The sequence below is a fragment of the Rhodanobacter sp. C03 genome, assembly GCF_002001175.1.
In the GTDB taxonomy this organism is placed as follows: Bacteria; Pseudomonadota; Gammaproteobacteria; order Xanthomonadales; family Rhodanobacteraceae; genus Rhodanobacter.
This window is the reverse complement of the sequence record NZ_MUNT01000006.1, coordinates 378217-391365: the sequence shown is the minus strand read 5'-3', so window position 1 is coordinate 391365 and position 13149 is coordinate 378217. Positions and strand designations below refer to the sequence as shown.

The following is a 13149-nucleotide window of genomic DNA, read 5'->3' as shown; positions in this document are numbered from 1 at the left end:
CAGATGTAGAGCTGAATGCAGCCCGCGGATCAGGCGAGCTTGTGCGTCGTGGCGCGTGCGTCCGCGGCTTCCAGCGTGTTTTCCATCAGCGTAGCCACGGTCATCGGGCCGACGCCGCCGGGTACCGGCGTGATCCAGCTCGCTTGCGCTGCAGCCGCATCGAAATCCACGTCACCGACCAGCCGCCCATCGTCGAGACGGTTGATGCCCACGTCGATCACCACCGCTCCCGGCTTGATCCACTCGCCCTTGACCAGCCCCGGCTTGCCGACCGCCACGACCAGGATATCGGCCTGGCGCACGAAGCTTTCCAGATCACGGGTGAAGCGATGGCAGCTGGTGGTGGTGCAACCGGCGATCATCAATTCCAGCACCAGCGGGCGACCGACGTGATTGGACACGCCGACCACCACGGCATGCTGGCCGCGCACGGGGCGATCGGTATGGCCGAGCAAGGTCATCACGCCACGCGGTGTGCACGGGCGCAGACCGAAGCGGCGCAGCGCGAGGCGACCCACGTTGACTGCCTGGAAGCCATCCACATCCTTGTCGGGGTCGATGCGGTCGACCAGCGCGTCCTCGTCGATATGTTCCGGCAGCGGCGACTGCACCAGAATGCCATGCACGGCCGGGTCCGCATTGAGGCGATCGATCAGGGCGAACAGTTCTGCCTGGCTGGTGTCTGATGGCAGGTCGTAATCGAACGAGCGGAACCCGACCTGATGGCAGGCCTTGCGCTTGTTGCGCACGTAGACCGAGGAAGCCGCATCATCGCCCACCAGCACCACGGCCAGCCCCGGCGCGGCCAGTCCATGTGCGACCCGCTCGGCGACGCGCAGACGCAGGCGTTCCAGCAAGTCCTGGGCGATGCGTTTGCCGTCGAGGATACGTGCGCTCATGTTGATGCCTGACTGGAAGTTGCCCATTATCGCGACTGACCGACATGCATACAAACGAAGGGATGCCGGATGTCTAGCGAGCCCACGCTGCCAGCGTTGAAACTTGTCGAGGAACCTCTGCAACTACGCCCGTGGCAGACGCAGGATGCTGAGGACCTGTTCGATGCCGTGCGTTCGTCAGTAGCCAGCGTGGGGCGCTGGCTGCCTTGGTGCCATGCCGGTTACGACCTGGACGAGGCACGCCGATGGATAAGCCATTGTCAAGACGGCTGGTCGCGCGGCGAGCACTTTGCGTTCCCGATCTTCGACCTGCGAACCGGCGAGCTGCTCGGCGGTGCCGGACTCAACCAGCGCAACCGTCCACATCGCGGTGCCAATCTTGGCTACTGGGTGCGCCAGTCACGTCACGGCGAAGGCATTGCCGCACGCGCCGCCGCACTGGTTGCGCGGTTCGGCTTTGAACAACTGGGATTGATCCGCATCGAGATCGTTGCCATGCCCGACAACCATGCAAGCCGGCGCACCGCCGAAAAGACCGGTGCGCGCTTCGAAGCAATCGCGCGACAACGCCTGTGGGCGAACGGACTGGCCCATGACGCTGCGGTATATGGATTGACTCCGGCGGACCTGTTGCCGTCTGCGCGGTAGCCGGGACGAACGTGTCGAAGAATCAGCGCGTGCGCTTGATCAGATCGCTGACCCGGCGCCGAGCCTTCTGCTCCTGCTCCTTGGTCAACACCTTCTTGCGTCCCGCATACGGGTTCTCGCCTTCGCGGAAGGCAATCCGAACCGGTGTGCCTTCCAGCTTGTAGCGCTTGCGGAAGAAGTTTTCCAGGTAGCGCTGATACGCCGGCGCAATGTGCTTCGTGCGGGTGCCGTGGATCACGATGGTCGGCGGATTATTGCCGCCCGGATGTGCGAAGCGCAGCTTCGGCGAGTGGCCATGCACAAGTGGTGGCTGGTAGCTCTCGTAAGCCTTTTCCAGCGTCTTGGTGAGATCGGAAGATACCAGCACCTTGGTCGCCGACGCATGTGCACGTACAACGGCGCGCATCAGTTCGCGCAAACCGGAGCCGTGCAGTGCGGAGATGTGTACCTGCTTGGCCCAGTCGACAAACACCAGTCGGCGGTCCAGCGCGCGCGCACACTCATCACGCTGATACTGGTCCAGGCCATCCCACTTGTTGATCGCGATCACGAGTGCCCGACCCTCGTCCATCGCGTAACCGATCAGGGTCAGATCCTGGTCGGCCAGATTCTCGCGGGCATCGATCATCACCACCACAACCTGGGCCGCGGCGATCGACTGCAGCGTCTTGATGACGCTGAATTTCTCCACGGCTTCCTCGACGCGTGCCTTGCGGCGGATGCCAGCGGTGTCGATCAGGGTGTAACGCTTGCCGTCGCGCTCCAGCGGTACGCGGATCGGATCACGGGTAGTGCCGGCGACGTCGGAGACGATCAGCCGTTCCTCGCCGAGCAGGCGATTGATCAGAGTCGACTTGCCGGCATTCGGACGTCCGACGATGGCTACGCGAATGCTGCCGTCCTCGCCTTCCGCCTCGGTCGTGCTTTCCTCGTCGGCCGGCAGCAATGGCAGAACCATCGCGATCAGGTCGCCCGTGCCGCGGTTGTGTGCGGCGGATAGCGGCAGGATCTTGCCGACGCCGAAGGCAGAGAACTCCGCCAGCACGGCTTCTTCTTCCAGCCCGTCGGTCTTGTTGACCGCTGCGATGATGGTCTTGCCGCTGCGGCGCAGCTCGTTGAGGATGATGTAGTCCTGCGGCAGCAGGCCTTCGCGCGCATCGACCACGAACACCAGCACGTTCGCTTCTTCGATCGCCAGACGCACCTGCTTCGCAGTCAGGACATCCATTGCCTCCTCGACACCGGACAGACCGCCGGTGTCGACCACCACGAACGGGCGCTCGCCCGTGCGGCAGACGCCGTAGTGACGATCGCGGGTGACCCCCGGCATATCGGCCACCAGGGCGTCACGGCTGCGCGTCAGTACGTTGAAGAGGGTCGATTTACCGACATTGGGACGACCGACCAGGGCGACGACGGGCAACATGGGAAAGCTTTATTCCTTGCGATCGACTTAAGCGATCAATGGGCCGAGAGACGGTAAGCGCCGATGCGGCCCTTCACGTCTTCGACGTAGACAGTGTCGCCCACGACCAGCGGCTGGGCGCGGATCGCCTTCTTGGACAATCGCTGGCGCGCGGCCAGTGCGCCGTCACCGACCTGCAGCCAGTGTACGTAGCCATCCAGATCGCCGACCACGACGTAGTCGCCCTGCACGGCCGGGCCGGTGACCCAGCGGTGCATCAGCGCGGTATTTTTCCAGAGGTCGGCGCCGCTGCTCTTGTCGAACGCCCACACCTGCGACTCGTCATTGACGCCATACACCGCGTTGCCGGCGAGAGCCAGCGAGTCGAAGGTGGAGAACGGGTGTCCCCACAGCGGCCGGCCACTGGGACCGTCCACCGCCAGAAGGTTGCCGTGATAGGCCGCGGCATACAGCGTGCTGCCTTCGAGCAGGATCGAGCCGTCGGCGTCATCCAGCCGATCGATGTCGGTACGGCCGGCGCCGCTGGCCAGCTTCTGTTCCCACAGCTTGGCGCCGTTATCCTGGCGCAGTGCAACCAGCTTGCCGTCATCACTGCCGAAGAACACCACGCCATTGGCGGCCAGCAGCCCACCGTTGCCACGCAAGCTCAGCAGCGGCACGCTGCCCTGATCATAGACCCAGCGGCGCTTGCCATCCGTGCGATCCAGACCGTAGATGCGGCCGTCCTGCGTGCGCGCCACTACCAGATCGCCAGAAATCACCGGCAACGCAAGTACTTCAGAATCCAGTTCGGCATCCCAGCGCGGGGTGCCATCTTTCGCATTCACGCCATACACGTGACCGCCCAGCGTACCGACCGCCAGCAGGTCACCATCGACGGCGGGGCCGCCGGCATAGGCGGCGTCCTGGCGCTTCTTGTCACCCCAGCCGAACCAGCCGTGGGTGCGTGTGCTTTTCGACCACAAGGTCTTGCCGCTGGTGGCATCGAACGCGGCCAGCTTGCCGTCCGTGCTGTTGGCGTAGAGCACACCATCTACCACCGTCGGGCGCAGGCGCACGCCACTCTTGCCGGAACCGTCACCCACGCTGGTGCTCCACAGCTTGGTGACCTGCACCGTGGGCTTGAAGTCCTTGGCCAGCGGCGTCGGTGGTTCGACGTTTTCCTTCTTGAACGAATGGCAGCCGGCAAGCGCCACCAGTGAAGTCAGAGAGATCAGCAAGACGCGTTTCATCATTTCAGGTTTCATGCACCCTGCTTCCCGGCCACGGCCAAATCATCGAGTTTCATCTGCAAGGCACCGCGTTGCGGTGCATCCTCGCCCAGCGCCGACAAGGCTGCTTGATAAGCCTTGCGCGCATCGTCTGAACGCCCAAGCTTGACCAGCACATCGCCACGGAGTTCCTGCGCGAGGCCCTGATAGTCGTTGGCGGGAATGCGATCGAGCGTGGCCAATGCTGCTGCACCGTTGTCACGTGCCAGTTCCACCTGCGCCATGCGCAGCTGGATCAGCGACTTCAAACCCGGGGCGCCGGCGTGACTCTCGGCCCACTCCAGCGAAGTTTCGGCCTTGTCCAGCTGCTTGTCCTGCACCTGCTGTCGAGCCCGATCGCTGACGGCGAATACGGCGTTCGGCGACTTGGGGTAATCCGTCATCAACCGGTCGGTGAGCTGCGAGGCAAGGTCCGCTTTGCCGGACGCCATGGCCAACTGCACCTGCTGATACAGCTGCGCGGCTTCGCCTTCGTGTTGTGCCTGGTGATTGCGCCAGTGCTGCCAGCCAAAAATGCCGACAAGGCCGATCACGACGCCGACGACGATCGACAGGCCATTCTCGCGCAGCCACTTCTGAACCAGTTCGCTTTGTTCGTACTTGTCGTATTCTTCAAATGCCATGCAATTACCATCCAGAAGGCCGCGCACCCGCAGGCGCGTGCATAGGCCAGGGCAAGAAAAAGGGAAAAGCTGATCGCGCCCGTTCAGTACCCGAACGGACAATGGACAAGCATAACCGAAATGGATTGCCCGCAGCGGTCGGGGAGGCAATCAGAGGCTGGCAGCGGAGGCCTTGCCGTCCTGCACCTGCACGCGAAAACGTGCCACGTTGGCATGCTGGAAATCATCCAGCCCCACCGCTTGTCCATCGATGCTGACCTGCGCACCGCTGGCGTTGCCGATACGCACATCCAGCGGCTGGTCGCTGTGATAGGTCTTGTTGCTGCCTGCCGGCAACAGGCCGTATTCCAGCCGTGCACCGCCGGCATCGACCACTTCGACCCAGCTGGCCGCACTCAGATTCAGGCCCAGGCTGTGGCTGCCGGTTCCGGCATCGACCGCAGGCGTGACCGTAGCAGGTGTCGCCGGCAGGCTGTTGTTGTCCATATTCGGAAATGGCGCCATCGAAGCCATTAGCGGCTGATCCTGCGCCGGCGCCGGCACCGGTGCCGCAGCCACCTTCGGAAGTGCCGCGGTCGTGGTGCCATGCGTCAGATCTGCAAGCGCCGTGCTGCCGGTCGCGGCCGGTGCATCCTGCTGTGCCACCGGAGCGGCATCCAGCGGCGCCAGATGGGTCAGGTCACGGTCGAGCGTACCGCGCACACCGAGCCAGATCATCGGCACCACAATCACCGCTGTCAGCACGACATAGGTGGCCGCGGTCGCATAGCGATCCAGCAGGAAACGCGAATGCGAGATGCCGCCGGTCGCCACCAGGGTCGGCTCGACCTGCTTGATGCGGTCCATCTCGACCTGGATCGATGCCTCGTTGATGCCAAGGTGGCGACCGTACTTGCCGATGTAGCTGGCCAGGTAGACCTTCGAATCGATACCGTCGCAGGTGCCCTGCTCGAGCTGCCGCAACACGCGGGCCGGCAGCTTCAGCGCGTGCGCGCACGTCTCGATGTCCAGCCCGCGGGCTTCACGTGCCGCACGCAGCCGACTGCCGAAACTACCGGCATGGGTATCCACCGATGGGGCATCCAGGTTCGGCAGGTTGATGCCGAACAGGTCGGGCTCGCTCGAACCCTGTTCAGGCGGGGTTGGCTGCATGGAGGTCATGGGCTGGCAGTAGTAGAGGTGAGCGCATGCGCCTGCTCCGAATCCGGGAACTGGGCCTGCAATCGTTTGTTGTAGGTCTGGGCACCGTCCGGGTTGCCCAAATGGGATTCGATATCGTAACCAAGCTTGAGCGACGACGCCGTTGGATTGCCCAGCGCGTCGAAACGCTGGATGAAAGCGCGGGCGCGGAACGCATCGTTGTGCTGGTAAAGCGTGTTCGCGAGCTGGAAGAGTGCCTCGCCATTCTGCGGATTTCGCGCGATGGCGTCACGGAAACTTGCTTCGGCACCGGTGACATCATTCGCGCGCAGCTGGCATACACCGGCATTCGTCAGCGCCACATCGGGGGTCTGGTAGAACGGGTCGGCCACCGCCTTGCGGAAATACTGGTCGGCTTCGGCAACCTTGCCGGTATGGCACAGGAACACGCCCAGATTGTTGTTCGGATCGCCCTTGGTCGGCTGCAGCTCGACCGCCTTGCGGTAATGCACTTCGGCTTCGGGAAGGTTGTTGATCTTCTCGTACACCACCGCGATCACGGTGTGTGCCGGTGCATAGGTGGGGTCGAACTTGAGCGCGGTATTCAATTTATCCAGCGCCGTCTGCAGATCGCCGCTGTTCAGGTAGCGCTGACCGAGTTCGGTATGGATGCGTGCCGCATCCACCGCCTTCTGGTCCTTGCTGGTCTGCGGAATGTTCTTGCCGAGCGCATTGCTGTCGGTACGCGTGGTGATACATCCCGCCATCAGGGGTAACAGCAGACAGAAGACCAGTGCACGCTCAAATCGCATGGATAACGCCCTCGTCCTGCCGTTTGCGGATATCGGCGCTGCGGCGAGTGCGATCAGTCACCTGCCCGGCCAGCTGGCCGCAGGCAGCATCGATATCGTCACCACGGGTACGCCGCAACATGGTCAGCACACCGGCATTCAACAGCTGCGTCTGGAAGTCGCGGATGTCGTTCGCGTTCGAGCGCTCGTAGCGGGTACCGGGAAATGGGTTGAACGGAATCAGGTTGACCTTGCAGGTCGGCAGCTTGCGCATCAGCTTGATCAGCTGACGTGCGTGTTCGGGCTGGTCGTTGACACCCTTCATCAAGGTGTATTCGAAGGTGATCGAGGTGCGCGGCTTGCGCGCGACCCAGCGCTGGCAGGCAGCCAGCAGCTCGGCGATCGGATAGCGCTTGTTGATCGGCACCAGCTCGGTGCGCAGCTCGTCGTTGGCCGCGTGCAGCGAGACCGCCAGCGACACGTCGATCGCATCCGACAGTTGGTCGATCAGCGGAACCATGCCAGCGGTGGACAGCGTGACGCGTTTGGCCGCCAGGCCGAAGCCCAGGTCGTCGCGCATCAGGCGCATCGCGCGCACCACATTCTCGAAATTCGCCAGCGGCTCGCCCATGCCCATCATCACCACGTTGGTGATGCGACGGTTCTGGTGGGTAACGTTGCCCAGGTACTTCGCCGCCACCCACACCTGGCCGATGATCTCGGCGGTGGACAGATTGCGGTTGAAACCCTGCGCGCCGGTGGAGCAGAAGCTGCAGTTCAGCGCGCAACCGATCTGCGAGGACACGCACAAGGTGCCGCGGGTCGGCTCAGGGATGTACACCGTCTCGATCGCGTTGCCGCTGTCCATGCCCAGCAGCCACTTGTGGGTGCCGTCATTGGCGGCCTTGTCCAGCAGTGTCTTCGGTGCGCCGATATAGCAGACCTCGGTGAGCTTGGCGCGCAGCGCCTTGCCCACGTCGGTCATGTTTTCGAAGTTGTCTTCCAGGTCGTGATAGATCCACTTCATCACCTGCTCGGCGCGATAGGGCTTCTCGCCGATCTGCGTGAAGAAATCACGCAGGCCCTGGCGATCGAAGTCGAGCAGGTTGACCTTGACAGGTGGATTCACAACAACCTTGTTCACAACTCATGCCTCACAACAAATAAATCGCTCAGCGCGACAGCACATCCGTGGCAGCGAAGAAGTAAGCAATCTCCACCTTGGCGGTGTCGACCGCATCGGAACCATGCACGGCATTGGCATCGATGGAGTCGGCGAAGTCGGCGCGGATCGTACCCGGCGCGGCTTCCTTCGGATTGGTGGCGCCCATCAGATCGCGATGGGCCAGCACGGCGTTCTCACCCTCGAGCGCGGTGACCATCACCGGACCGGAGATCATGAATTCGACCAGCGCCTTGAAGAACGGACGCTCGCGATGCACCGCGTAGAAGCCTTCGGCTTCCTGGCGCGACAACTGCTTCATCTTGGCAGCGATGACCTTCAGGCCAGCCTTCTCGAAACGGGCGTAGATTTCGCCGATGACGTTCTTGGCAACGGCGTCGGGCTTGATGATGGAAAGAGTGCGCTCCAGCGCCATACGGGTGTGCTCCGGAAAAAACGGATTTAGGGAAAGGGGGCGTGCCGGCTCCCAAGCCGGCCACAGAGCTAAACCTGACAAGGATTGCGGATTTAGCTCACGAAAGTTTGACAGATTCTAACTCATACGCAAGTAACCTGCCTTTTGCAACAAACGATCGTTTGACGGCCATCGAGCTCTCCGCGTATGCTCAAACGATCGTTTGAACCAGCCCGATGACCGACGCATGCCCCTGCACGTGAACAGCTCCGGCTCGACCAAGGAACGGATACTCGGCGCCGCCGAGGTTTTGTTTGCCCAGCGCGGCTTCGACGGCGCCTCGCTCCGCCAGCTGACCGCTGCCGCCGGGGTCAACCTGGCCGCGGTCAACTACCACTTCGGCTCCAAGGACAAGCTGGTCGAGGAGGTGTTCCGGCGCCGGCTGGATGCGCTGAACGCCCGTCGGCTGGAAGCGCTGGCGAAGATCGCCGGCGCCAGCGGCACCACCCTGGAAGACGTGCTGGCCGCCTATATCCGCCCCGCACTGGAGCTCTCCCACGACGACAGCGGCTCGCTGTTCATGCGCGTACTGGCGCGCGCCTTCGCCGAACACGACGACAGCCTGCGTCAGTTCCTGTCCGAGAACTACGGCCATGTGATGCGCCAGTTCACCGCCGAATTCGCCCGCCTGCTGCCGCAGCTGAGCAAGCCGGAGCTGTACTGGAGGATCGATCTGGTCACCGGCGCGCTGACCCATGCGATGTCCGGCTTCGGCATGATCCAGCGCAAGCACGACGTCAGCGAACAGGTGCACCGCGAACAGACCGCGCAGCACCTGATCCGCTTCGCCGTCGCCGGCCTGAGTCACCCCTGATTCCGTGTCACCGGCCGGCAACGGTCGTGCTGTCCCATTCCCCCAAGTTTCGTGTCCGCACCATCGGAGAAGCCAATGACCGCTGCATCCTCAACCAAATCAGCGCTACGCATCCGCAAGGCTGCCGTGCTGGGCGCTGGCGTCATGGGCGCGCAGATCGCCGCGCACCTGACCAACGCCGGCGTCGAGACCGTGCTGTTCGACCTGCCCGCGAAGGAAGGCCCGAAGAGCGGCATCGCGCTCAAAGCCATCGCGAATCTCCTCAAACTTTCCCCGGCGCCGCTGGCCGACAAAAACCTCGCCGCCGCGATCATCCCGGCGAACTACGACGAGGACATGGCGCATCTGAAGGACGTCGACCTGGTGATCGAGGCGATCGCCGAGCGGATGGACTGGAAGCTGGATCTGTACAAGAAGATCGCGCCGCATCTGTCGAAGACCGCGATCCTTGCCTCCAATACCTCAGGCCTTTCTATCAACGGCCTCGCCGAGGCGCTGCCGGAAGAGATGCGCCACCGCTTCACCGGCGTGCATTTCTTCAACCCGCCGCGCTACATGCATCTGGTTGAGTTGATCCCGACCAAACTCACCGACCCGGCCGTGATCGAAGGTCTCGAAGCCTTCCTGGTCACCACCGTCGGCAAGGGCGTGGTGATCGCCAAGGACACCCCGAACTTCATCGGCAACCGCATCGGCGTGTTCTCGATGCTGGCGGCGATGTACCACACCGACCAGTTCAAGCTCGGCTTCGACACCGTCGACGCGCTGACCGGTCCGGCGCTGGGCCGCCCGAAGAGTGCGACCTACCGCACCGCCGACGTGGTCGGCCTGGACACGATGGCGCATGTGATCAAGACCATGGCCGACACCTTGCCGGACGACCCGTGGCACCAGTACTTCAAGGCGCCGGTGTGGCTGCAGGGGCTGATCGACCAGGGCGCGCTCGGCCAGAAGACCGGCGCCGGCTTCTACAAGAAGGCCGGCAAGGACATCGTGGTGCTCGACCCGGCCGCCAAGGATTACCGCGCCTCCGAGCAGAAGCCGTCTGACGAGGTCGCCGCAATCCTGGCGATCAAGGATCCGGCCGAGAAGTTCGGCAAGCTGCGCGCATCGAGCGACCCGCAGGCACAGTTCCTGTGGGCCAGCTTCCGCGACCTGTTCCACTACACGGCCTATCACCTAGTCGATATCGCCGACACCGCGCGCGATGTGGATTTCGCGATCCGCTGGGGCTACGGCTGGAAGCTCGGGCCGTTCGAGACCTGGCAGGCCGCTGGCTGGCAGCAGATCGCCGGCTGGATCAACGAGGACATCGCGGCCGGCAAGGCGATGAGCAAGGCACCGCTGCCGGCGTGGGTCACCGATGGTCGTAAAGGCGTCCATGGCAAGGATGGCTCGTACTCGGCCAGTGCCAACGCCGACAAGCCGCGTTCGCAGCACCCGGTCTACCAGCGTCAGCTGTTCCCCGATCCGCTGATCGGCGAGAAGTTCGACCAGGGCACCACCGTGTGGGAGAACGACGGCGTGCGCCTGTGGACGCTGGGCGACGATGACGTCGGCATCCTCTCGTTCAAGACCAAGATGAACACGGTCAACGACTTCGTGCTCGACGGCGTGCAGCACGCGATCAAGCTGGCCGAAGAGAAGCTCAAGGCCGTGGTGATCTGGCAGACCGGCGAGCCGTTCTCGGCCGGTGCCGATCTCAAGGGTGCGCTCGGCCTGCTCAAGGAAGGCAAGATCGCTGACTTCGAGAAGATGGTGGAGAACTTCCAGCGCACCAGCATGGCGATCAAGTACTCGCTGGTGCCGGTGGTATCCGCCGTGCGCGGCATGGCGTTCGGCGGCGGCTGCGAGTTCCAGATGCATTCGGCGCGCACCGTCGCGGCACTGGAAAGCTATATCGGCCTGGTCGAGGCCGGCGTCGGCCTGCTGCCGGCCGGAGGTGGCCTGCATGAACTGGCCGTGCGCGCCGCCAAGGCGAACCCGGGCGACCCGTTCGAGGAACTGAAGAAGGTGTTCGAGACCGTGGCAATGGCGAAGGTTTCCGCCAGCGCGTTCGAAGCGAAGCAGCTCGGTCTGCTGCGCGACAGCGACGTGGTGGTGTTCAACGCCTACGAGCTGCTCTACGTGGCCAAGCAGGTAGCGAACGCGCTGGCCGAAAGCGGCTACCGTCCGCCACTGCCGGCGCGCGCGATTCCGGTCGCAGGCGATGTCGGCACTGCCACGTTCAAGGCGTCGCTGGCCAACCTGCAGGCCGGCTACTTCGCCTCCGAGCACGACGTGGACATCGCCACGCGCATCGCCGACACCTTGTGCGGCGGCGTGATCGAGCGTGGTTCGACGGTCGATGAGGAATGGCTGCTGGCGCTGGAGCGCAAGCATTTCGTGGAACTGGCGCAGACCGAGAAAACCCAGGCCCGCATCGCCCACACCATGACCACCGGGAAACCGTTGCGCAACTAAACGCTCGGCCTTCTAAAGCCGTCATCCCAGCGAAAGCTGGGATCCAGCGACTCCGAACCACCCTAGGCACTGGATGACCAGCTTCGCTGTTGAAAAACACCTCCGGCTTTCGCCGGAATGACGATCAAAAACTGAAAGCGTCGCTGCTGAACGCGCGACGCCACGGAGCAAATCCCATGACCAAGCAAGTGCAAGACGCCTACATCGTCGCCGCCACCCGCACCCCGGTCGGCAAGGCGCCGCGCGGCGTATTCCGCAACACCCGTCCGGACGACATGCTCGCCCACGTGATCCGCAGCGTGATGGCGCAATACCCCGGCATCGACCCGCACCGCATCGGCGACGCCATCATCGGCTGCGCCATGCCCGAAGCCGAGCAAGGCATGAACGTGGCGCGCATCGGCGTGCTGCTGGCCGGCCTGCCTGACACCGTGCCCGGCGTCACCATCAACCGCTTCTGCTCGTCCGGCCTGCAGGCCGTGGCGATGGCGGCCGACCGCATTCGCCTCGGCGAGGATGACCTGATGCTCGCCGGCGGCACCGAGAGCATGAGCATGGTGCCGATGATGGGCCACAAGATCGCGATGAATCCGGCGATCTTCACCAACGAACACATCGGCATCGCCTACGGCATGGGCATCACCGCCGAGAACGTGGCCAAGCAGTGGAAGGTCAGCCGCGAGCAGCAGGATACGTTCGCGGTGGAAAGCCATCGCCGCGCGCTGGCCGCCCAGGCCGCCGGCGAATTCAACGACGAGATCAGCCCGTTCGCGCTGGATGATCATTACCCGAACCTCGCCACCCGCGGCATCATCACCGACAGCCGCAGCATCGGCACCGACGAAGGCCCGCGCGCCGGCACCACGCTGGAAGTGCTGAGCAAGCTCAAGACCGTGTTCCGCAACGGCCAGTTCGGCGGCAGCGTCACCGCCGGCAACTCCTCGCAGATGTCCGACGGCGCCGGCGCCGTGCTGCTCGCCAGCGAAAAGGCGATCAAGGAATACAACCTGCAGCCGCTGGCCCGCTTCGTCGGCTTCTCCGTCGCTGGCGTACGCCCGGAGATCATGGGCATCGGCCCGAAGGAAGCGATCCCCAAGGCCCTCAAACAGACCGGCATCACCCAGGATCAGCTGGACTGGATCGAACTCAACGAAGCCTTCGCCGCCCAGGCCCTCGCCGTGATGGGCGACCTCAAGCTCGACCCGAGCAAGGTCAACCCGCTCGGCGGCGCCATCGCGCTGGGCCACCCGCTCGGCGCCACCGGCGCGGTGCGCATCGCCACGCTGGTGCACGGCATGCGTAGGAGGAAGCAGAAGTACGGCATGGTGACTATGTGTATTGGTACGGGTATGGGCGCGGCGGGGATTTTCGAGGCGCTTTAATCACGCAGCCATCAAAGCTTGAAACAGGAACGGCGCCGTATCACTACGGCGCCGT

The 13149-nt window shown here is 63.8% G+C and carries 12 protein-coding genes; 4 read left to right on the top strand and 8 right to left on the bottom strand.

Annotated features, from left to right (window positions below; all coding sequences use genetic code 11):
• Window positions 1-29: 29 nt before the first annotated feature.
• The gene (folD, locus tag B0E48_RS09960; RefSeq protein WP_077518391.1) at window positions 30-899 is read right to left on the bottom strand and encodes a bifunctional methylenetetrahydrofolate dehydrogenase/methenyltetrahydrofolate cyclohydrolase FolD; all 870 of its coding nucleotides are present in this window, start codon (window positions 897-899) and stop codon (window positions 30-32) included.
• A 69-nt stretch (window positions 900-968) separates the two neighbouring features.
• Between folD and B0E48_RS09955 the strand changes: the two genes are divergently transcribed.
• The gene (locus B0E48_RS09955) at window positions 969-1547 is read left to right on the top strand and encodes a GNAT family protein (protein WP_077517961.1); all 579 of its coding nucleotides are present in this window, start codon (window positions 969-971) and stop codon (window positions 1545-1547) included.
• A gap of 22 nt (window positions 1548-1569) precedes the next feature.
• Here the strand turns inward: B0E48_RS09955 and der are convergent, their stop codons facing one another.
• The 7 genes from der to ndk form a co-directional block, all read right to left on the bottom strand.
• Window positions 1570-2973: a ribosome biogenesis GTPase Der gene (der, locus tag B0E48_RS09950; RefSeq protein WP_077517960.1), complete on the bottom strand. Its 1404-nt coding sequence runs from the start codon at window positions 2971-2973 to the stop codon at window positions 1570-1572.
• 35 nt (window positions 2974-3008) lie between these two features.
• On the bottom strand, window positions 3009-4220 hold the full coding sequence (gene bamB / locus B0E48_RS09945; RefSeq protein ID WP_254423918.1) for an outer membrane protein assembly factor BamB: 1212 nt from the start codon (window positions 4218-4220) through the stop codon (window positions 3009-3011).
• Window positions 4217-4867 (bottom strand): tetratricopeptide repeat protein, encoded by a 651-nt coding sequence (locus tag B0E48_RS09940; protein ID WP_077517958.1) that lies wholly within the window; start codon window positions 4865-4867, stop codon window positions 4217-4219. The genes bamB and B0E48_RS09940 overlap by 4 nt, the downstream gene beginning before the upstream one ends.
• A gap of 150 nt (window positions 4868-5017) precedes the next feature.
• Window positions 5018-6019 (bottom strand): RodZ domain-containing protein, encoded by a 1002-nt coding sequence (locus B0E48_RS09935; protein ID WP_343124603.1) that lies wholly within the window; start codon window positions 6017-6019, stop codon window positions 5018-5020.
• A 5-nt stretch (window positions 6020-6024) separates the two neighbouring features.
• The gene (gene pilW, locus B0E48_RS09930) at window positions 6025-6819 is read right to left on the bottom strand and encodes a type IV pilus biogenesis/stability protein PilW (protein WP_077517956.1); all 795 of its coding nucleotides are present in this window, start codon (window positions 6817-6819) and stop codon (window positions 6025-6027) included.
• Window positions 6809-7942, bottom strand: a complete 1134-nt coding sequence (gene rlmN / locus B0E48_RS09925; RefSeq protein WP_077517955.1) for a 23S rRNA (adenine(2503)-C(2))-methyltransferase RlmN — start codon at window positions 7940-7942, stop codon at window positions 6809-6811. Before rlmN ends, pilW begins: the two co-directional genes overlap by 11 nt.
• A gap of 28 nt (window positions 7943-7970) precedes the next feature.
• Entirely contained in the window at window positions 7971-8396 is a 426-nt protein-coding gene (gene ndk, locus B0E48_RS09920; RefSeq protein WP_077517954.1) for a nucleoside-diphosphate kinase, read from the bottom strand.
• 226 nt (window positions 8397-8622) lie between these two features.
• Between ndk and B0E48_RS09915 the strand changes: the two genes are divergently transcribed.
• The 3 genes from B0E48_RS09915 to B0E48_RS09905 all read left to right on the top strand — a co-directional run bounded on the left by B0E48_RS09915 (window position 8623) and on the right by B0E48_RS09905 (window position 13094).
• The gene (locus B0E48_RS09915; protein ID WP_077518390.1) at window positions 8623-9249 is read left to right on the top strand and encodes a TetR/AcrR family transcriptional regulator; all 627 of its coding nucleotides are present in this window, start codon (window positions 8623-8625) and stop codon (window positions 9247-9249) included.
• A 75-nt stretch (window positions 9250-9324) separates the two neighbouring features.
• Window positions 9325-11712: a 3-hydroxyacyl-CoA dehydrogenase/enoyl-CoA hydratase family protein gene (locus B0E48_RS09910; protein WP_077517953.1), complete on the top strand. Its 2388-nt coding sequence runs from the start codon at window positions 9325-9327 to the stop codon at window positions 11710-11712.
• Between the two features lie 176 nt (window positions 11713-11888).
• Window positions 11889-13094 carry an acetyl-CoA C-acyltransferase gene (locus B0E48_RS09905; RefSeq protein WP_077518389.1) on the top strand — a complete coding sequence of 402 codons (1206 nt, stop codon included), beginning with the start codon at window positions 11889-11891 and terminating at the stop codon, window positions 13092-13094.
• The last annotated feature ends 55 nt before the right edge of the window (window positions 13095-13149 follow it).

Coding starts and splice junctions, on each gene's coding strand:
- folD (WP_077518391.1), bottom strand. CDS start 899: ATGAGCGCACGTATCCTCGACGGCAAACGCATCGCCCAGGACTTGCTG.
- B0E48_RS09955 (WP_077517961.1), top strand. CDS start 969: ATGTCTAGCGAGCCCACGCTGCCAGCGTTGAAACTTGTCGAGGAACCT.
- der (WP_077517960.1), bottom strand. CDS start 2,973: ATGTTGCCCGTCGTCGCCCTGGTCGGTCGTCCCAATGTCGGTAAATCG.
- bamB (WP_254423918.1), bottom strand. CDS start 4,220: ATGAAACCTGAAATGATGAAACGCGTCTTGCTGATCTCTCTGACTTCA.
- B0E48_RS09940 (WP_077517958.1), bottom strand. CDS start 4,867: ATGGCATTTGAAGAATACGACAAGTACGAACAAAGCGAACTGGTTCAG.
- B0E48_RS09935 (WP_343124603.1), bottom strand. CDS start 6,019: ATGCAGCCAACCCCGCCTGAACAGGGTTCGAGCGAGCCCGACCTGTTC.
- pilW (WP_077517956.1), bottom strand. CDS start 6,819: ATGCGATTTGAGCGTGCACTGGTCTTCTGTCTGCTGTTACCCCTGATG.
- ndk (WP_077517954.1), bottom strand. CDS start 8,396: ATGGCGCTGGAGCGCACTCTTTCCATCATCAAGCCCGACGCCGTTGCC.
- B0E48_RS09915 (WP_077518390.1), top strand. CDS start 8,623: ATGCCCCTGCACGTGAACAGCTCCGGCTCGACCAAGGAACGGATACTC.
- B0E48_RS09910 (WP_077517953.1), top strand. CDS start 9,325: ATGACCGCTGCATCCTCAACCAAATCAGCGCTACGCATCCGCAAGGCT.
- B0E48_RS09905 (WP_077518389.1), top strand. CDS start 11,889: ATGACCAAGCAAGTGCAAGACGCCTACATCGTCGCCGCCACCCGCACC.